The 18,574-nt window shown below is 51.9% G+C and carries 16 protein-coding genes; 12 read left to right on the plus strand and 4 right to left on the minus strand.

Annotated elements, in window-relative coordinates; all coding sequences use genetic code 11:
- Positions 1–105: 105 nt before the first annotated feature.
- Both ABD07_RS11865 and ABD07_RS11870 read left to right on the plus strand, forming a co-directional pair.
- Positions 106–1,755 (plus strand): FecR domain-containing protein, encoded by a 1,650-nt coding sequence (locus tag ABD07_RS11865; protein ID WP_160818447.1) that lies wholly within the window; start codon positions 106–108, stop codon positions 1,753–1,755.
- A complete protein-coding gene (locus ABD07_RS11870; protein WP_160818448.1) occupies positions 1,710–4,598 on the plus strand; it encodes an EAL domain-containing protein in 2,889 nt (962 codons plus the stop codon). The genes ABD07_RS11865 and ABD07_RS11870 overlap by 46 nt, the downstream gene beginning before the upstream one ends.
- On the opposite strand, the gene ppk1 is transcribed toward ABD07_RS11870, so the two are convergent.
- The 3 genes from ppk1 to ABD07_RS11885 all read right to left on the minus strand — a co-directional run bounded on the left by ppk1 (position 4,580) and on the right by ABD07_RS11885 (position 10,104).
- On the minus strand, positions 4,580–6,664 hold the full coding sequence (gene ppk1, locus ABD07_RS11875) for a polyphosphate kinase 1 (protein ID WP_160818449.1): 2,085 nt from the start codon (positions 6,662–6,664) through the stop codon (positions 4,580–4,582). The genes ABD07_RS11870 and ppk1 overlap by 19 nt on opposite strands.
- Positions 6,665–6,800: 136 nt before the next feature.
- Positions 6,801–7,913, minus strand: a complete 1,113-nt coding sequence (locus ABD07_RS11880) for a PQQ-dependent sugar dehydrogenase (protein WP_160818450.1) — start codon at positions 7,911–7,913, stop codon at positions 6,801–6,803.
- 76 nt (positions 7,914–7,989) lie between these two features.
- Positions 7,990–10,104 carry a TonB-dependent receptor family protein gene (locus ABD07_RS11885; RefSeq protein WP_160818451.1) on the minus strand — a complete coding sequence of 705 codons (2,115 nt, stop codon included), beginning with the start codon at positions 10,102–10,104 and terminating at the stop codon, positions 7,990–7,992.
- 115 nt (positions 10,105–10,219) lie between these two features.
- Here ABD07_RS11885 and ABD07_RS11890 point away from each other — a divergent pair, with 115 nt between their 5' ends.
- The 4 genes from ABD07_RS11890 (at position 10,220) to ABD07_RS11905 (ending at position 13,576) form a co-directional block, all read left to right on the plus strand.
- A complete protein-coding gene (locus ABD07_RS11890; RefSeq protein ID WP_160818452.1) occupies positions 10,220–10,636 on the plus strand; it encodes a TA system antitoxin ParD family protein in 417 nt (138 codons plus the stop codon).
- Positions 10,633–11,226: an ATPase gene (locus ABD07_RS11895; protein ID WP_160818453.1), complete on the plus strand. Its 594-nt coding sequence runs from the start codon at positions 10,633–10,635 to the stop codon at positions 11,224–11,226. Before ABD07_RS11890 ends, ABD07_RS11895 begins: the two co-directional genes overlap by 4 nt.
- Before the next feature lie 30 nt (positions 11,227–11,256).
- Positions 11,257–12,714: a KAP family P-loop NTPase fold protein gene (locus ABD07_RS11900; protein ID WP_160818454.1), complete on the plus strand. Its 1,458-nt coding sequence runs from the start codon at positions 11,257–11,259 to the stop codon at positions 12,712–12,714.
- A gap of 73 nt (positions 12,715–12,787) precedes the next feature.
- Positions 12,788–13,576, plus strand: a complete 789-nt coding sequence (locus ABD07_RS11905; protein WP_160818455.1) for a hypothetical protein — start codon at positions 12,788–12,790, stop codon at positions 13,574–13,576.
- Positions 13,577–13,607: 31 nt separating this feature from the next.
- On the opposite strand, the gene ABD07_RS11910 is transcribed toward ABD07_RS11905, so the two are convergent.
- Positions 13,608–14,510 (minus strand): hypothetical protein, encoded by a 903-nt coding sequence (locus ABD07_RS11910; protein WP_160818456.1) that lies wholly within the window; start codon positions 14,508–14,510, stop codon positions 13,608–13,610.
- Between the two features lie 257 nt (positions 14,511–14,767).
- On the opposite strand from ABD07_RS11910, the gene fabF reads away from it, so the two are divergent.
- The 6 genes from fabF (at position 14,768) to ABD07_RS11940 (ending at position 18,551) form a co-directional block, all read left to right on the plus strand.
- Positions 14,768–15,985 carry a beta-ketoacyl-ACP synthase II gene (fabF, locus tag ABD07_RS11915; protein WP_160818457.1) on the plus strand — a complete coding sequence of 406 codons (1,218 nt, stop codon included), beginning with the start codon at positions 14,768–14,770 and terminating at the stop codon, positions 15,983–15,985.
- A 15-nt stretch (positions 15,986–16,000) separates the two neighbouring features.
- Positions 16,001–16,255, plus strand: a complete 255-nt coding sequence (locus ABD07_RS11920) for an acyl carrier protein (protein WP_108698075.1) — start codon at positions 16,001–16,003, stop codon at positions 16,253–16,255.
- Positions 16,256–16,371: 116 nt separating this feature from the next.
- The gene (locus tag ABD07_RS11925) at positions 16,372–17,175 is read left to right on the plus strand and encodes a DUF2971 domain-containing protein (protein ID WP_160818458.1); all 804 of its coding nucleotides are present in this window, start codon (positions 16,372–16,374) and stop codon (positions 17,173–17,175) included.
- Positions 17,176–17,427: 252 nt separating this feature from the next.
- Entirely contained in the window at positions 17,428–17,682 is a 255-nt protein-coding gene (locus ABD07_RS11930; RefSeq protein ID WP_160818459.1) for an AbrB/MazE/SpoVT family DNA-binding domain-containing protein, read from the plus strand.
- Positions 17,682–18,005 (plus strand): type II toxin-antitoxin system PemK/MazF family toxin, encoded by a 324-nt coding sequence (locus ABD07_RS11935; protein WP_193566059.1) that lies wholly within the window; start codon positions 17,682–17,684, stop codon positions 18,003–18,005. Before ABD07_RS11930 ends, ABD07_RS11935 begins: the two co-directional genes overlap by 1 nt.
- Positions 18,006–18,104: 99 nt before the next feature.
- Positions 18,105–18,551 carry an SRPBCC family protein gene (locus tag ABD07_RS11940; protein ID WP_160818461.1) on the plus strand — a complete coding sequence of 149 codons (447 nt, stop codon included), beginning with the start codon at positions 18,105–18,107 and terminating at the stop codon, positions 18,549–18,551.
- Positions 18,552–18,574 lie beyond the last annotated feature (23 nt).

The following is an 18,574-nucleotide window of genomic DNA, read 5'->3' on the forward strand; positions in this document are numbered from 1 at the left end:
TTATAGGTTACGAGCGCTAGACTGCTGCATTTCCCGATATTGGAAAAGCGCATTTTTTGTGTTCAAAGTTTTACCCAATGATGTTCCAATGAGAAAGGGGATGGCATGCGATTAGGAAAACTTGCGCACCGGTCTGGCGGAATTTTCGGCATAGCATTGTTTTTGATCCTGATTCTACCGGCTTCTGCGGTGGCTGAAGAGTGGATTTATACCGTCCGGCCGGGCGATAATCTGTGGAATCTGACCGAGCGGCATCTGAAAAGCATGGAATACGTGCAGCCGTTGCAGCAGCTCAATCAAGTACGGAATCCCTACGTGATACCGCCCGGCACCGCGCTGCGAATCCCAGTGGCCTGGACAAAACAGCAAGATATCTTCGCGCAGGCGGTCAGTGTCTACGGTACCGCCACGTTGCAGCGCAAGGACCAGGAGCGCGTACCGCTTGAGCAGGGCATGCAATTGCTGATGGGCGATGAAATCCAAAGCGGAAACGACGCATTTGTGACCGTCGAATTCGCCGATGGATCGCAAATGCGCGTGCAGGAAAATACGCAGCTACGCCTGGAAAATATGCGGATGTTCGGCGATTATGGTTTGATCGATACGCTGGTGGATGTGCGTCAGGGACGCACGGAGAATTCCGTGCCGAAAAAATCCGAAAAAGCCACCCGGTTCAAAATCAAAACGCCATCCGCAATCAGCTCGGTGCGCGGCACGGATTTCCGTGTCGGGGTGATCGAAACGCAATCCGGCACCAGCAGCGAGGTGCTGACCGGCAGCGTGGAAGTCAATGGCGAGAAAAAACAAGTCAAAGTACCGGCGGGTTATGGCACGGTAACCATCGACGGCAAGCCGCCGGTCTCTCCGGTCAAATTGCTGCCGCCGCCGGATTTATCCGGAGCGGCGCATTATTATCAAAATTTGCCGCTGGTGATTAAATTCAGTCCGCTGGCGGGAGCGCACGGATACCGGGCGCAGATTGCCGCCGACCGGGACTTTAAAAACTTGCGCTCGGAATTTACCGCGGCGAATTTACCTTTCCGCGACGGCGCTATCCCCGATGGCGATTATTGGCTCAGAGTGCGCGGTATCGATGGTTTATCGATCGAAGGCAAGGATGCGGTCATTGCGTTCGCGCTGAATGCCTACCCGGAAGCGCCTTTTATTCTTGCGCCACTTCCAGGCGGCATGGCGGAACCGGAAAAGCAGCAATTCAAATGGGCGGCGCAAGCGGATGTGTCCCACTACGCCATCATGATCAGCAAGGATGCCGATTTCTCGTCGTCTCTGTACTTTAATCCCGAAGTGAAAGAAAACAGTGTGACATTGACCGAATCGCTGACGCCCGGTCACTATTTCTGGCGTATTTTCGCCGTATCCGCCCGCGAAGGCGCGGGACCGTTCAGCGATACCATGGCGTTCCGCGTGCCCTATCCCGCACCGGCGGTGGGAGAGGCGAAGCTGGACGACGACAAAATGACGTTCGCCTGGCGGGCCGCTGCGGAAGGACAGAGCTTTCAGTTTCAATTCGCGCGCGATAAAGAATTCAGCCAAATTATTCACGATGAGTCGACCAGCGCTTCACAACTGACGATCGCAAAACCGGATAGCGGCACTTATTATCTGCGGATCAAAACAATCGAAGCGGACGGTTTCCAAGGCCCGTGGGGATCGCCGCAAGCGATTGAAGTGCCTTTCGGTATCTCATATTGGTTCATGCTATTGATGCTGCTGCCATTGCTCGTATTGATATGATCCTGGCGGGCCGGTCGTGGAAGCATTATTCATTTGCTGTGCGTATCGTCATCTTGCTGGCCGGGGTTGCTGGCATCGCTTATACGGAAGTGCTGGAGCGTTTTGATTTTGTTTTTTATGACAAAATAGCCGTCCTGCAGCAATATCCGCAAGACCCGGATATCGTGATCGTTGCCATCGACGATGAGAGTTTTAAAGTGTTAGGCCGCTGGCCCTGGTCCAGGGGGGTGCATGCGGAATTAATCAACCGGCTGAGCTCAATCGATAACAAAGCGCTGGCCCTGGATTTACTGCTGTCCGAGCCGCAGGAAAACGATCCCTATGCCGATCACTTACTGGCTCAAGCCATTGCCGCTCACGGTAATGTCATTTTTCCCGTAGCGCCGGTATTCGACGCCCATATGGAATCGCTGATGCTGGTGCAACCGCTGCCGTTGTTTACCCAGCAGGCGGTATTGGGTCATGTCGATATCGAGCTGGATAGCGATGGCGTGGCCCGGCGGGTTTATCTGTCCGCGGGGATCAATGCACCCGAATGGCCTGCGCTCGGATTGGCGCTGACCAATCCGGCGGCGGCAAGAGCCATGCAGCAGCAAGGCCATGAAACAATGTCCGGCCAGCCGGAACATTGGGAGAGAGAGCAAGAAGCGCTGATACCGTATGCCGGCGAATCCGGCAGTTTCCGCAAAATATCGTACGCCCGGGTGTTGTTCGACGATGCCGTCCTGGCCGGTTTAAGGAACAAAACGGTGCTGGTCGGTATGACGGCCACCGGGATGGGAACACGCTTTGCCACACCGCTATCGCCGCTCAACCATCAACCCATGACAGGCGTGGAATGGCACGCCAATGTTTTCTCCATGCTGACGTCCAATCGCATGATTTACCCGGCGCCGGGAACGATAACAGCCGCGCTCTCGGTTGTATGGGTCAGCGCGATTCTGGTTATTCTCGCTGGGATTGGAAAGAATCTTACTATCCCGCTATTACTCGCGTTCATGGCCGCCGGACTGTTTCTCTCCGGTTTGATTCTGGAATTGAACCGTGTCTGGATTCCTCCGGGGGCGGCTTTGTTAGGCACATTGTCGCTGTATCCGCTGTGGAATTGGCGGCGCATCAATGAATTCCTGCGGACGCTCTGGATAAGCAAAGCGCATTCCAATGTGGCGCTGGAATCGATCGGCGACGGCGTCATTATCACCGACGCTGCCGATCAAGTGGTGTATATCAACACAGGCGCGGAAAAAATTCTGCGCACCCGGCTGGAGCAAATCAAGGGAAAACCTTTGGCGGCAGTTCTAGGGTTCGATACGAATGCAAACGATGCAGTGCTGGATCAAACCGGGAAAGATATTGCGGGCGGCAGCGTGAATAAACCCGGCATGGTTGAATGTGTGCTCAGAACCGCGCAGGGCAATGAACGGACGGTTCGCATCACGCGCAACCAGTTACTGGACGAACAAAAAGCCACCATGGGCTCGGTGATCGCCATGACGGATATTACCGACCGGATCGAACTGGCGCAGCAGGTCGCGCATCAGCAGAGCTACGATGCGCTGACCAAGCTGCCGAACCGCTCGAGGCTGCTGGCGCAATTCGATTCCCTGATTCAGGAAATCCCCAATAGCGGAAAAATCATCACGGTATTTTTTGTCACTCTGGATAATTTTAAAAAAATTAACGACGCCATGGGGCATCATGCCGGAGACAAGCTGCTCAAAATGGTGTCCGGCCGTTTGTTTGACGTGGTAGCACCGGAGGATGTACTGGCGCGCTGGGGTGGCGACGAGTTTGTATTGTTATCCAGCCGTCTGATCAAGGAAGATTCCGCGCCAGGAATGGCGCAGAAAATTCTCGATGCGATCCGGCAGCGTTTTGAGATCGACGGTCTGGAAGTGTTCGTTTCCGCCAGCATCGGCGTGAGTTTTTACCCGGATGACGGACTGACCAGCGAAACGGTGCTGGAGCGCGCCGGTACCGCGATGTACCGGGTCAAAAAGGATGGCGGCAATCACTTCGGTTTATATTCGGCCGAGTCCTCGGTGGTCTGGACACGCGATCAGCTCGAACTGGAAAGGGAATTACGCGCGGCGATCAAGAATGACGAATTGCAAGTGCTGTTTCAGCCGATCGTCCATGCGCAATCGCATCACATCGCCCGCATCGAAGCGCTGGTACGCTGGCTGCACCCGAAGCGGGGATATTTGTCGCCGAGCGAATTCATTCCACTGGCGGAAGATATCGGCCAGATCGGGCAGTTGGGCGAAATCGTACTGAGAACTTCCTGTACTGCGGCGTATAACCTCTTGCAATTGGGCTACCCGGTGAATGTTTCGGTCAATGTGCATCCGCGGCAATTATTGAACCGGGACTTTCCGCAAACGATTCTTCAAGTGCTGCACGATACCGGACTGCCCGCGCAATCCTTGATACTGGAAATCACCGAAAGCGCCATTGTTAACGACATGGAACGGGTCAGCAAGGTGCTCGAGGAAATCAGACGTTTGAATATTTTGATCGCGCTGGACGATTTCGGCACCGGTTATTCCTCGCTGACGCTGCTGCGGGAATTGCCGATCGATATCCTGAAAATTGATAAATCCTTCGTGCGCACGCTGGATCAGAACCGCAACGATCTGAAAATCGTGCAAGCCATTATCGGTCTGGGGAAGAATCTCGGTTTGACCGTGATTGCGGAAGGTGTGGAAACGGAACGGCAAGTGAAGTTATTACTTCAGCACGCCTGTTATTACCATCAGGGCTATTTTTTCAGCAGGCCGATTCCTTATGAAGCGCTGTACGAATTAATGCAGCACAAGCTGCATCAAGCCGGGCCGCAATAATGTTCCAGCAGCAGCTGCTGCGCTGAGCGCGGTTTGGCGGTGCCGGGCTTCGAGCGTTTGTACGAACCGTCGCTTTGCAGCAACCAGGCTTGCGTGTTGTCGGACAGGTAGCTGAGCAATCCCTGATCGATGACATTGTCGCTGGTGCGCTTCTCCTCAACAGGGAAACACACTTCGACGCGGTAGTGTAAGTTGCGCGTCATCCAGTCCGCGCTGGAACAAAACACCAGCTCCTCGCCGATTCCGCCGCCGTTGTGAAAATAATAAACCCGGGTATGCTCGAGAAAACGCCCGACGATGGAACGCACGCTGATATTTTCCGATACCCCTTTAACGCCGGGGCGCAAGCAGCAGATGCCGCGGATGATCAAATCGATTTTGACGCCCGCTTGCGATGCTTTGTACAACGCGGCGATGATTTCCGGATCGACCAGCGCGTTCATCTTGGCGATGATCCAGGCTTTCTTCCCGGCGGCTGCGGCGCTGATTTCCTTTTCGATATAACTCAGGATGCCTTTGTGCAGCGTGAACGGCGATTGCAAAAGCTTTTTAAGCTTACCCGCGCGGCCCAGGCCGGTCAGCTGGTGAAACAGTTTATTGACATCCTCGCCGATGGCCTTGTCGCAAGTCAGCAGGCCGTAATCGGTATACAAACGCGCGGTGCGGGCGTGGTAGTTGCCGGTTCCCAAATGCACATAGCGGCGCAAGGCACGTCCTTCCCGCCGCACCACCAGAATCATTTTCGCGTGGGTTTTGTAATTGACCACGCCGTACACGACATGCGCGCCCACTTGTTGCAATTCGCTGGCCAGTTCGATATTGGCTTCCTCATCGAAGCGCGCGCGCAATTCGATCACTACCGTGACTTCCTTACCCGCACGGGCCGCTACCTTGAGCGCTTCAACCACGGCGGAATCCGCGCCGGTGCGATACAGGGTCTGCTTGATCGACAGCACATTGGGATCGGCGGCGGCCTGACGCAGAAAGTCGATGACCGGAGCGAACGATTGAAACGGATGATGCAGCAGTATGTCGCCGTTATGCAGCGCATCAAAAATATTGGTGTTTTTCAGCAGACGCTTGGGAATGTCGGGCGTGAAGCCGACGAATTTCAGTTCCGGCCGGTCGATCAGATCGCAAATCGCCAGCAAACGGCCCAGATTGACAGGCCCGGTGACCTGATACAGATCGTTTTGCTGTAACTCAAACTGGCGTAACAGAAAACGGCTCAGATTATCCGGGCAATTATCCGCGACTTCCAGGCGCACGGCGTCACTGAATTTGCGCGATGGCAATTCGCCTTCCAGCGCGCGCAGCAAATCGTCGATCTCTTCGTCGTCGATCAATAAGTCACTATCGCGCGTCACTTTGAATTGATAACACCCGGTCACGCTCATGCCGGGAAACAAATCCCCCACATGCGCATGAATGATCGAAGACAACATGACGAAATCGTGATTACCCTCGCTATACTTTGCCGGGATCGGAACCACCCGGGGTAAGGAACGCGGCGCTTGCACGATGGCCAGCCCGGAATCCCGTCCGAAGGCATCCTTGCCTTCCAGCGAGATGATGAAATACAAATTTTTGTTCAATACCTTCGGGAACGGGTGCGCGGGGTCCAAACCGATCGGGCTGAGTACCGGCAATACTTCATCCTTAAAGTAGCGATGGATCCAGCGGCCGAGCAGGGGTTTCCACTGTGCGCGGCGCAACAAACGTATTTTGTCCTTGGCCAACGCCGGAATGATCAAATCATTCCACACGCTGTATTGCTCCTGCACAAACTGATGCGCGGTTTCGCTGACGCGCGCCAGCACTTCGGCTGGGGATAGATTGTCCGGGCCGGTTTGCGTCGAGCCGTATTTGACCTGCTGTTTCAAACCGGCCACTCGGATTTCAAAGAATTCGTCCAGATTGGTGCTGGCGATGCATAAGAAGCGCAGTCTTTCCAGCAGCGGCAGGCTTTCATCCTTGGCCTGCTCGATGACGCGCCGGTTGAATTCCAGCAGGCTCAGTTCGCGGTTGATATACAGCGTCGGGGTTTTTAGATCAATGATATCCATGCAAACCAAATGCTCAGAAAATTTTGAATCGGTTAATTTTGTATCGGTGCGAACCGGTCAATCACCGGCTAAGGCCGGTCGGCAGGGAAATATGCCATGGGCTTCATTCTAGCGTAGTTTGCGCCAGTTTGAGATTTTACTTCGGCGTCAGCTTCAGCAGTTTGCCGTTGTCTTCGTCCGTCAATAAATACAACGCGCCGTCCGGGCCTTGTTCCACATCGCGGAATCGCAGCGTGTTGGTCAATAACCGCTCTTCGCTGAGAATTTTCTTGTCGTCGGTTGTCAGGCGGACTAATTGCCGTCCGGCCAAAGCGCCGACAAACAAGTTGCCGCGCCACGCCGGAAACAATTTACCGGTATAGAACACCATGCCGGAGGGTGCAATCGACGGCACCCAGTAGTGAATCGGCTCTTCAAAGCCTTGCTCGGCGTGCTCGTTTTTTATCGGCGCGCCATTGTAATGCGTGCCATAGTTGGCCTTGGGCCAGCCGTAATTTTTACCGGGCTGCGGGATATTGATCTCGTCGCCGCCTTTGGGTCCATGTTCATGAATCCACAATGCGCCGGTTTTCGGATGGATCGTAGCGCCCTGCACGCTGCGGTGACCGTACGACCAGATTTCCGGTTTGGCCTGCGGATTATTGACGAACGGATTGTCAGCAGGCACTGAGCCGTCGGGCTTGATGCGGATGATCTTGCCGATATGGTTGCCCAGATTCTGCGCTTCTTCCATGTAATCGCCACGATCGCCCAGCGTGATGAACAGATTGCCGTTGGGCGCGAACGCCAAACGGGAACCGAAATGCACCGATCCCGATACTTTCGGTATTTGGCGGAAGATCACTTGCAGATTTTCCAAGCTGCCATCCTTCAATTCGGCCCGGGCGACCGCCGTACCCGCTCGCGATCCTTCCGGTTCGGCGTACGACAGATAAATCAGCCGGTTTTTGGTAAATTCCGGATCCAATGCGACATCCAGCAAACCGCCTTGCTGCTGGAAAAAAACCACTGGAACGCCTTTGATGGGTTCCGATACCTTGCCATCCGGTGTGATGATACGTAACCGGCCAACCTTCTCTGTCACCAGCACATTGCCATCCGGCATGAACACCATGCCCCAGGGGAATTGCAATCCTTCGGCCACTAGGCGGACATCGAATTCGGTTTGAAGACGTTGCGCTTGTAGTGTGGAGGAGAAGAAAAAACTGCACGCGAGAAGGATGATAAAGGTTCTAAGCTGTCGTCTCATTGTCTGGGGTCATGCTGCATGATTGGTCGGCAGCCAACTGTACCATTCCTGCCAGCCGGTCTCAATATACGCCGGATCAAAACACGACGATGCGCATGCGCACACCGCCAAATACATTGAGCGGCGGCCCCGGTTCGTAGTAGCGCCCAAGCGCGGCGTTAATGCGCGTGTTGGCGTTGTATTGTGCGTCAAACAGGTTGTTGACGCCAAAAAACACCGAGCCTTCGATATTGTGGTGCTTCTTTTCCCATCCCAACAGCAATTGCCCCAGGGTATACGCCGGGTTGGCCGCGGTATTGATGTCGTTGACGAAAAACTCGCCGACGCGCTGCACGTGCACTTGTCCGAAGAAACCGAAGGGATGGGCGTAGCGCAGCAATCCTTCCCAGCGGTGCCGGGGGATGCCGGGGAAAATGTTGCCTTTCAGATTCGCGTCGTTGACCAAGTATTTCTCAAACTCAAAATCCGAAAACGTGTAACTCACTTCGCCGCGCAGGCCTTTCCATTCCGGTGTCGCCAGCCGTGTTTCCACGCCGATGCGGCGCGATTGTCCGGCGTTGCGGAAAAACGCCCGGCCCGGCGATGTCGCCAGCTCGAACGGCGTGATTTCATTCCAGGTGCGGATAAAAAACACCGCCGTGTCGTACTGGAACCCGGCGGTATTGCCACGAAAGCCGAGTTCGTTGCTGAGCGATGTTTGCGCGTTCAGGTGCGGATTAAAGCCGCCTTTCCCGGCGGGGTTGTTGATCAATTCGGTCGTGGTCGGCGCTTCAAAAACCGAAGCTACATGCGCGTAAATCTGCTGCTGGGGGGTGAGGTGATACACCAGTCCGGTTGTGCCGCTGGCTTGCGATACCGTGCGTGAACCGGATTGACTGCCGTCGCTTTTGAATTGATCTTTGACTTCGTAACGCAACCAATCCCAGCGTCCGCCAAACACCAGATCGAGCTTGTCCGCCATGCGCCATTCGTTACGGAAAAACGGTCCAACACTTTGCACGCGCTCGGTTTGACTCAAATTCAACGCGCCACGTGCGCCGAAATTGTTGTTGAAGCGCTGCCGGTCGTCGTTTTGTATGCCGTAATCGATGCCAATCAGAAAACGGTTGGGCCGGTTGAATAACATGTGATCGTTGACAAACTGCATCATCAATCCGCCCACCTGCCGGTCAAACTGCACCTGCCCGCCGTCGAAAAACTGCTGGCGGCTTTGAAAATCCCGCTGCAACCAATGCCCCGTCACGCTGAATTCCTTGCCGGCGGACGGTCTCTGGCGAAAGCGGATACCCATTTCCTCCTGGCGGATTTCCTCACCGGCGTTGTACTGCACATTGCGTGCGGAAGCTTGCCGCGAATCGGCTTGCACTTCCGCGCGAGTCAAAGCGCCGGGATCTTTCGATAGTGGTGAATAAAATTCGCGAAACACCAGCATCAAGGCGGAATTGTCACTGGTTTGAAAATTCAGCTTGGCCTGAGAAAACGTGTTCTGCATCGCACTGTGATCACGCCAGCCATCCTGTTGCGTGTGCGAGCCATACAAACTGTAACCGAAATTTCCATTACGCCCGCCCATGAACAATTCGGATTTCAGGTAACCATACTGGCCGAATACCTGGCGCGGCATCACGACGAACTTCTCCGGCGGCGCTTCGCGCGTGGTGATATCGATCATGCCGCCGGAGGCATTGCCGTACAGCGATGCGGAAGGCCCGCGCAGAATATCCATGCGCTCGATCAACGACGGGTCGATCGAATCCAATTGCGTCTGCCCGTCCGGCAATGTCGCCGGAATGCCGTCGACGCGCATCTGAATGCCACGTACCCCGAACGGCGAACGCGCGCCAAAGCCGCGAATCGCGATGCGCAAATCCTGCGTGAAATTGAACTGATTCTGAAAGAAAACCCCCGGTGTGCCGCGCGCGAATTCGTCCAGCGTCGCGCCGGGCTGGTAGTTTTGCTGCGGGTAGCGCGTGATCTGTGTGATGCTATTGGGAATCTGTTCCGGTGAGCGTTCGCTGCGTGTGGCGGTGATGTTGATCGGATTGAGGATGACGGATTGTGGAGTTTCCGGTTTTTGGGTCTGGGCGGGAGATACGCCTGCAATAAAACCAGCCAGAACCATGACAAAATGAATCACCCAGCGCATGCGGTAAGGGTTAAAACAGAAATGGGCGGCAGGAGTAAAAAACATGGCGAAGTGTACCATTCCGCTGCGTGGCGTTAAATTTTGCCGCTGATTTACGTTAATATATTAAATTGTAGCAATCTGCTACAATTTAATTCTGAATTTTTTAATGGAACCTATCATGGCAAAAGCAGCTTCTCCAATCCGCTTGCAGGATGAGTTAATGCAAGCTGCGGCGTTGACCGCGGAGCGGTTTCATCGCAGCACCGCCGAGCAAATCGAATATTGGGCGGAAATGGGGCGCAACGTCGATCACATGCTGAATCCGGACGATTTGCTGGCGATCTCGACGGGATTGGCGAAACTTACCGTCGAGCCGGTTAGTAGCGAGTCGGTCGATCCTGCGAGTATATTTCAATCGCTGGAAAACGATCGCGCCAGCGGCATGCTGCCACAAACGTTGACCGGCAGTGCGATCCGCTATCAGGCATCAGATACACAGCCCGGTTACCTGGAACAAATTCACCCCGACGGCCGGATTCAAACGGGGAAATTTCAAGGCGGTGAGTTCATCGCAATCGATGCAGCGCAGCTTTGAACCAGAAAAAACAGCTTTGGCTGTTGGCCGGAGGCAACGGCGCGGGTAAGAGCACCTTTTACCGCACCCGGCTCGCACCCAGCGGCTTATCGTTTGTGAATGCGGATATCATCGCTAAGCTGCTGTATCCGCAAGCACCGGAAGCGCACAGCTATCGCGCCGCCAAACTGGCGGAACACCTGCGCCTGCAACTGCTGCGGCAAGGCCGTAGCTTCTGTTTTGAAACCGTATTCTCGCATCCGTCGAAAATCGATTTCGTTGCTCACGCCAAAGCACTCGGTTATGAAATCATTCTGGTGTTCATTCACCTGTGCGACCCGGCGCTCAACCAGGCGCGTATCGCGCAGCGCGTCAGCGAAGGCGGTCACCACGTACCGGATGACAAAGTCATTAGCCGGATTCCAAGGACGCTCAAGCTGATCAAAAAGACACTACCGCTGTGCGATCAAGTGTATATCCTGGACAATTCCCGCGCGGATAACCCATTTCAGCAATTGGTTGTGATTCGTAATGCTCGCGTTACTTTCCGGCATGATGTCATGCCGGATTGGGGTGGAGAATTACTGGCGGATTATGGGATGGAGAAATAGAATCTCAAATAAATTTGGAGATCAAGAATAATGCATGAGAAAACGAATGAGTGGGCCGGCGATGTATTGCAACGAAAGAAATATGCTGATTTTCTTACGCAATACTTAGTCGCAAAAAAAGACCCATTCGTAATCAATATCAATGCACCCTGGGGATCCGGTAAAACCTTTTTTATTGAACATTGGTACGATGATCTGAAGAAGGAACACCCATGCGTGCTGTTCAATGCATGGGAAAATGATTTTTCCAATGATCCTTTATTGTCAGTTATTTCTTGTATTGAAAAAGATTTATCACCGTTGTTATCCGTTACCGATAAAGAAAATAACGAGATAAAGAGCAGATTTTCAACGGTTGGTGAATATTTAAAAAGCATCGCGCCAATTTTAGTAAGAGCAGTAGTTTCTAAAGCGATTGGCAAAGATGGACTGGAAGAACTGCAACAACTCAATGAAAAAGATGAGAAAGCAGCTACTGAAATTGTAGAAAAAGTTACTGAAAAATTGATTCAAAATAACAAAACTGTAGAGAAAGCTATAGAAAGTTTTGAAAAATCTTTGGAAGAATTAATAGAAAAATTGACTTGTAATCAAAAGTGCTTAAAAAAGCCACTGTTCATTTTTATTGATGAACTTGATCGATGCCGCCCACTATATGCAATCGAATTATTAGAGAGAATCAAACATTTGTTCGGTGTGCCAGGAATCGTTTTCGTTATCGCGACGGATACAGAACAACTAAAGCATTCCGTCAATGCAATTTACGGTAGCGGATTCGATTCAAATACTTATTTAAGAAGATTCTTTGACCAAAGCTATACCCTTACTTTGCCTGATTATATTGAATACGCCAAGTTATTATTTCAAGAATTTGGCTCTGATTCAGTCGATAGATTCGTTCAAATTGGTATTTCTACATCAGGAGATAAAAAAAGCTTCTGGTTGCGTAATGGCGATGACAGAAATGAATATAGCGAAAGCAACGAGTACACACTGACGATAGAGCAAAATAACCAAGCTGAATTGGTATTGCTATTTTCCCTTTTCTCAGCTTTCTTCAAACTTGATTTGCGAACTCAAAAGCAGTGTTACGAAAAATTATTGGCAATTACTTCCTCTGTTCTATTAGGAGAAAAATTACATTTTGCTTACCTGATTTTCTTGGTTATGCTCGAGGCGAAAGATCCGACTTTGTTTAAAGAGTATTTTTCAATTAACAAAAATCAGGCGCGTGAAAAGAAAGAATTAATTAGAGGTAAATTCAGTTCTTTGTGTAATGTCAGGATAGGAGAACGCTTATATTGTGCGATTGACTTTGTTGGTTTTTATTCAGAGTACGCTTATGCTGAGATTAGAAAAATATCAGATGCTTTAGATACAAAAAAGAGTGCAAGTGCCGAAGTAAAACTGTTAAGAAGTATCCTAAATAATTATGGAAATATTAAACGGTACGAAGAATGGGTATTGCTAGCCTGTAATTTAGATTAACAAACCGGTAAATAGCTAGTCGCTAGATTATTTTTGCTTACAAGAAAACTAATGGATTCCTCAGTTCGTCAGCGTGCCTAATGATCGTTCTCCCCAACCCCGTCTCATCCTGCTCGGCGCGAGTAATCTGACGTTATCGCTGCGTCTGGTCATCGATCTGATGCAGCGGCGGATCGGCGCGCCGGGTGAGGTTTTGGTGGCGGTGGGGCATGGGCGGGCGTACGGTGTTTTCAGTCAGGTCGTATGGCGCGGGTTGCCGGGGATTGCGGATTGCGGGGTGTGGCGGCAGCTGAGTGCGATGGAATCGCGTTCAACCTATGCGTTGCTGACCGATATCGGCAACGATATTGTGTATGAATTGACGCCGGAGCAGGTTTTGCGCTCGGTGGAGCGGTGTATTGAACAGTTGCAGCGGCAGTCCGCGCAGATTGTCGTAACCAATTTGCCGATGGCGTCGATTGAACGATTATCCCAGCGGCGTTACACCTTTTTCCGCAATCTTTTTTATCCATCCTGCCGGTTGCCCCGGGATGAAACACTTAGCCGTGCGCGGGCGGTGCACGCTGGATTGATGGATATGGCCGTGCGCCGTCAATTCATGCTGGTTGAGCAGGAGCCGCGCTGGTTTGGGCCGGACGGTATTCATGTGAATTACTGGCAGCGTGAAGCGTTTTACCGGGATATCGTGCGGCGGTTTGCAGATTCCGGCGCTAAACCGGAGCTTCCGGGTAGTAATCAAGCTTTTTCACTATCCTGGCAGCGGCGGCCGGTATTTGCTTTCAAGACGGTGCTGGGCCGCGCGATTCACTGTCCGCAGCCAAGCGGTCGGCTGGCGGACGGCTCGAGTGTCGGCAAGTATTGATGGCCGGGCGCAGTCGTTTTTCAGCGTTTTCCTAATTCCGGTCGCGGTACATGACCACCGTAAAGCGCACGCCTTGATCGGTACGATAGGCTTCCAGATCGAACGGATAGGCATTGTGTTTCTCAAGTTTGCTGCCGACGGTATCGCCATCGATATCGTCGTACCAAGCCCATTTTCCAACATCGAGACGTTCCGCAACTGCCGTAAAGTAGCGCACGCCATTTTCAGAAAAACCGCGGATTCGCAGCGGTGTAACGTTGTGTTTGCGTAATTGGGCGTCCAATTCTTCTGCCGTTACACGGGTCAGGATTATTGAAGGTCCTGGACGATCCTCGGCAATCGCTGCGTATTTGCGCACACCGCCATCGACGTAGGTGGTGAAGTCAGCAATCCGCTGCTGGTCCTTGGCTAACTGGCTGAGTCCAGCTTCGTCCAGACCGGTCAGCACCCTGGTTTTGGGTTCCGGGTTTTTTTGCAAAGCCAGCGAAAAACGGGGTTGACCATCGATTTCAGCGGTGGTGATCGATATGGGACGGGCGGCCATGCCGGCAATTTTGTCATCAAGCTCCGCCGCCGGAACATCGCGCAGATAATGCCCTTCAACCCCGGATTCGCGGTAAACGATTGCGGCAAAACGGTGGTTTTTACCTGTGCCATAGCTGGAAAGGCGCGCCAAGTGCATGCCCGGCATGAGCACGTCGTCGATATATTCCGGCGCAATGTCGTGCGACCAGAGCCAGCTTTCTGGCGGTTTGATAGAGAATTTCATCGCTTCTCCTTGCTGTAAGGATTCCGTTGCGGTTGTCTGGTTATTGTCCTGCTTGCCGGGCGGATTGGCTTTGAGATTATTATCCGTGGTGCATCCGATGATGAGCATTCCCATTACAACAGAAACCACCCGTTTTAAGAAAGTGATGCGCGTTATGCTTTCCATAGTGTTTGTCTCCATCGAGCCGGTGAGTTAAAAGCCCTGCAAAACTACCGCGCTTGGCCATCGCTCGCTACCTTTCTCAAAGTATGCTTAAACAACGCGGATACCTGAGTTTGGATGATACCGCAAGGTCAAAAAATCACGGCGTTTTTCCATTCACGGCGTGTTTGACAGTCTACCCGGCATTCAGTATATTCAGCGCTGAAAAAACTCGTTTAATTTTACGATATCCTGCTTTAAAACCCTCTTAGAATCTTTGTATGCGCATCGTTGTCACTGGAATGGGGATTGTTTCACCGATCGGCGCGAGCGTTGATCAATTCTGGAAAAATGCAGTGGCCGGTGTGAGTGGAATCGGCGGTATTCAGAGTTTCGATACTACCAAACAACGCTCTAAAATTGCCGGTGAAGTGACCGGTTTTGATCCCACTGCTTTCTTATCCACCAAGCAAATCGAACAAACCGACCGGTTCACCCAACTCGCTTTACACGCGGCACAACAAGCGCTGGAAGATGCGCAAGGTCTTGAAGGCTACCAACCGCGGCGTTTAGCCGTGTGTTTGGGATCGGGCATGGGGGGATTTTCAACCTTTGAATTCTCGGCCACCCGCAGGCTGCAAAACAAATCCGTTCCGCCTTTTTCCGTTCCCCGCATTATGGCCAATTCCGCCGCTGCCTGGATAGCGACCAGATACGGTCTTAAAGGCCCGAATCTGACGTGCAGCACGGCGTGCTCCTCGGCTGCCAATGCGATTGGCATGGCGCTGGATTTGTTGCGCACGGGAAAAGCCGACGCTGTTGTTACGGGCGGCGCGGAAGCGTGCGTATTGCCGCTTACGATGACGGGTTTCGAAGCATTGTTCGCACTGTCCACCGGTTTTAATGCCGATCCGGCGCATGCTTCCCGGCCCTTCGCCAAAGGCCGCGACGGTTTTGTCATGGGCGAAGGTGCGGGCATTCTGGTGCTGGAAACGGAGGAAGCGGCTCTGAAGCGCGGCGCGAAAATCTATGCACGCCTGGCCGGTTACGGCTGTGCCTGCGATGCCACGCATATCGTCGCGCCGGATGTCGACGGGCAAGTCGCCGCGATGCAGGCCTCGCTGGACGATGCCGGTATGACATCCGGTCAAGTGGACTACATCAATGCGCACGCCACTTCCACACCCATCGGCGACGTGATCGAAACCAAAGCGATCAAACAATTATTCGGTGAACGCGCGCCGGAAATCCCGATCAGCGCCACCAAATCGATGATCGGCCACAGCATCGGCGCTTCCGCAGCCATCGGCAGTATTGCCGCCATCATGACCTTGCAAACGGGCACGATACATCCCACGATCAATTTGCTGGAAGCCGATCCCGAGTGCGACTTAAACTACACGCCCAATAGCGCAGTAGAGAAAAAAGTGCAGACCGCTCTGTGCAATGCATTCGGATTCGGCGGCAACAACGTCAGCATCGTTTTTACAACTCTTTAAAAGGTGTCAACAGACATGGATACAGCAGAACTCGAAGCGAAGGTCATCGAATTTATCGCGTCAAAAGTTGAAAATATCGACACATCCACCATCACCACCGCATCCAAATTCGAAGAACTCGGGCTCGACTCAATGGACACCGTGCAACTGCTGTTCGACGCGGAAGACGCTTTCGGTGTGACGTTCGACGGTGAGGAGGTGAAAAATCTTCGCAGTGTAGGGGATATTATTACTTATATTAGTGAGCATCCGCCGGAGGGGAAGGGTTAAAGTTAGGAATTAATAAAATGATATGCCTTGATAATGTTAGATATTGCATTATTTCGGATGTCGAATTGTAGTTATCCAACCATGCAAGCAGTTTGCCTTGTAAACAAAATCAGAAAATGGTTCGAGACGAGCTTCTATACCATTACACAAGTATCGATGGCCTCAACGGTATCATTAGCTCCCGCAGTGTTTGGGCGAGTGACTGCCGTTATCTCAATGATCAAAAGGAATTGGTTCATGCGATCGAACTCTTTCTCAGCAGATTTGAGGGGGATACCAAAGAGACACTTTCGTTTGCTCTGAAGTTGTACAATTTCTCACGGGCTCATTGTGTTTTCTCCTTGTCTCATTCTCCACATGTTCTTAGCCAGTGGCGTGCATATGGAGATAGTGGGTGTGGAGCAGCTATAGGTTTCGTGCGCAATCGCCTGTTGGGAATTGGTGAATCTTCTACTCACATACTGGTTGATTGTATCTACCATGATCATGAAAGCTTCCTAGATGGCGTGGTTGAAGAACGTAGCGAAGAAATAGAAGCGTTACTCAAGATGTATTCTAATTCTCGTGGTGCTTTAGATTTATTTGTAAGTCTGATAAACGAGAATCCCAAACCCCTAATGTGTCTTTTTAGTGAGCTCCTTAAGGTTAAGAATCCTGCATTTAAAGAAGAGCAAGAGGTTCGGCTAGTGATCAGTGTCCCCATCAGGCAAGTTCAAACTAGGGTGGCGAACAAACTTATTATTCCTTTTGTAGAGCATTCTTTTGTAGATAATGGTAATGAGGAAAACTTATGGTGCGTTGCGCCTGAAATATGGTTTGGGCCGAGGTGCGACAAAAGGAACATGCAAGCACTGTTGGTGTTTGGGCAATTTGGATGGAGTGTTGACGGTATTCATCATTACGATTGCGGATACATTTGAACTTGCGTAAGGCAGAAGCTGAAAGCGTTCCGCCAGAATGGTCCCCATTGATTTCACTGAACGAAAGCGATGATCACTTGAGGTGATCATTGATGTTGGTTTTGATTTTGGTGGATCACCTTTTGGGCATTCTCTCTACGGAACCTACGGTTGGCCGAAAGCCTATGGAGAAAAATAAGTTAAGGGATTGCTTGTATGTCCAAAGTAATTACATTATAGTTGTGCCGGTATCGTAATCTATTCACGTTTCTCATGACCCATCTCATCAAAATCGGAAATTCCCAAGGTATTCGTATTCCCAAGCCGCTCATTGAGCAGGCTGACTTGGAAGGTAAGGATTTGCAATTGCAAGTCGTGGAGGGCGGTTTGTTGATTTCACCTAAGAAACCGGCGCGGGAGGGATGGCGGGAATCCATTAAAAATACACTGGAAAATCGCGGTGCTGAGTCGCTAGACCAGGAATGGCTGAATGCACCTTTAGTGACTGATGATGATTGGGCTTGGTAATGCCGAAGGTTTCGCGGTTCCAGGTTTGGCTGGTGCAGCTCGACCCGACGCAAGGCTCGGAAATCAATAAAACAAGACCTTGTGTTGTTATTTCCCCGGATGAGCTTTCTGCTTTATCCACCGTGCTCATGGCGCCGATGACCAGCCGTGGTTTTGAATTTCCCTGCAGGGTTGCTTGCAGTTTCAAGGAAAAACAGGGTTTGATTTTGCTGGATCAGATCCGCGCTGTCGATAAAACCCGCTTGGTCAGCAAACTCGGGGTTATTGACGAAGCAACGCAAATCGAATTGTGCCAGCGATTGCAAGAGATGTTCGCTTACTGACAGGCTATTGAGAAACTACCGGTGTTGCCGCTGCGGTAAACAAGATCTGCTTACTTGCATAACTTTCAAGAATAACCCGCTACCGAAAGGAGAATAACCATGTCCACAAACACTATCCGCCTTCATCGTGTGCTGCACGCGCCACCGGAGAGAATTTACCGGGCGTTTCTGGATGCCGATGCGCTGGTTAAGTGGCTGCCGCCGCACGGTTTTACCGCGAAGGTTCATCACATGGAGGCTAAAACCGGCGGCAGTTTCAAGATGTCCTTTACGAACTTCAGCAGTGGGCATAGCCATTCGTTTGGCGGTGAATATCTGGAGCTGGTGCCGTTTGAGCGTATCCGCTATACCGACAAGTTCGATGATCCGAATTTACCCGGAGAGATGCACGTCACGATAGCGTTAAAACAGGTTTCCTGCGGGACCGAGTTAAACATCGTGCAAGAAGGTGTGCCGTCAGTAATCCCAGCTGAGGCCTGCTACCTTGGTTGGCAGGAATCGCTCACGTTGCTGGCAAGGCTCGTCGAAGCCGAGATTCCGGGCTGATTTCCATGCGGTTGGCAGCGTTC

The organism is Nitrosomonas oligotropha, assembly GCF_009833085.1.
Classification (GTDB): Bacteria; Pseudomonadota; Gammaproteobacteria; order Burkholderiales; family Nitrosomonadaceae; genus Nitrosomonas; species Nitrosomonas oligotropha.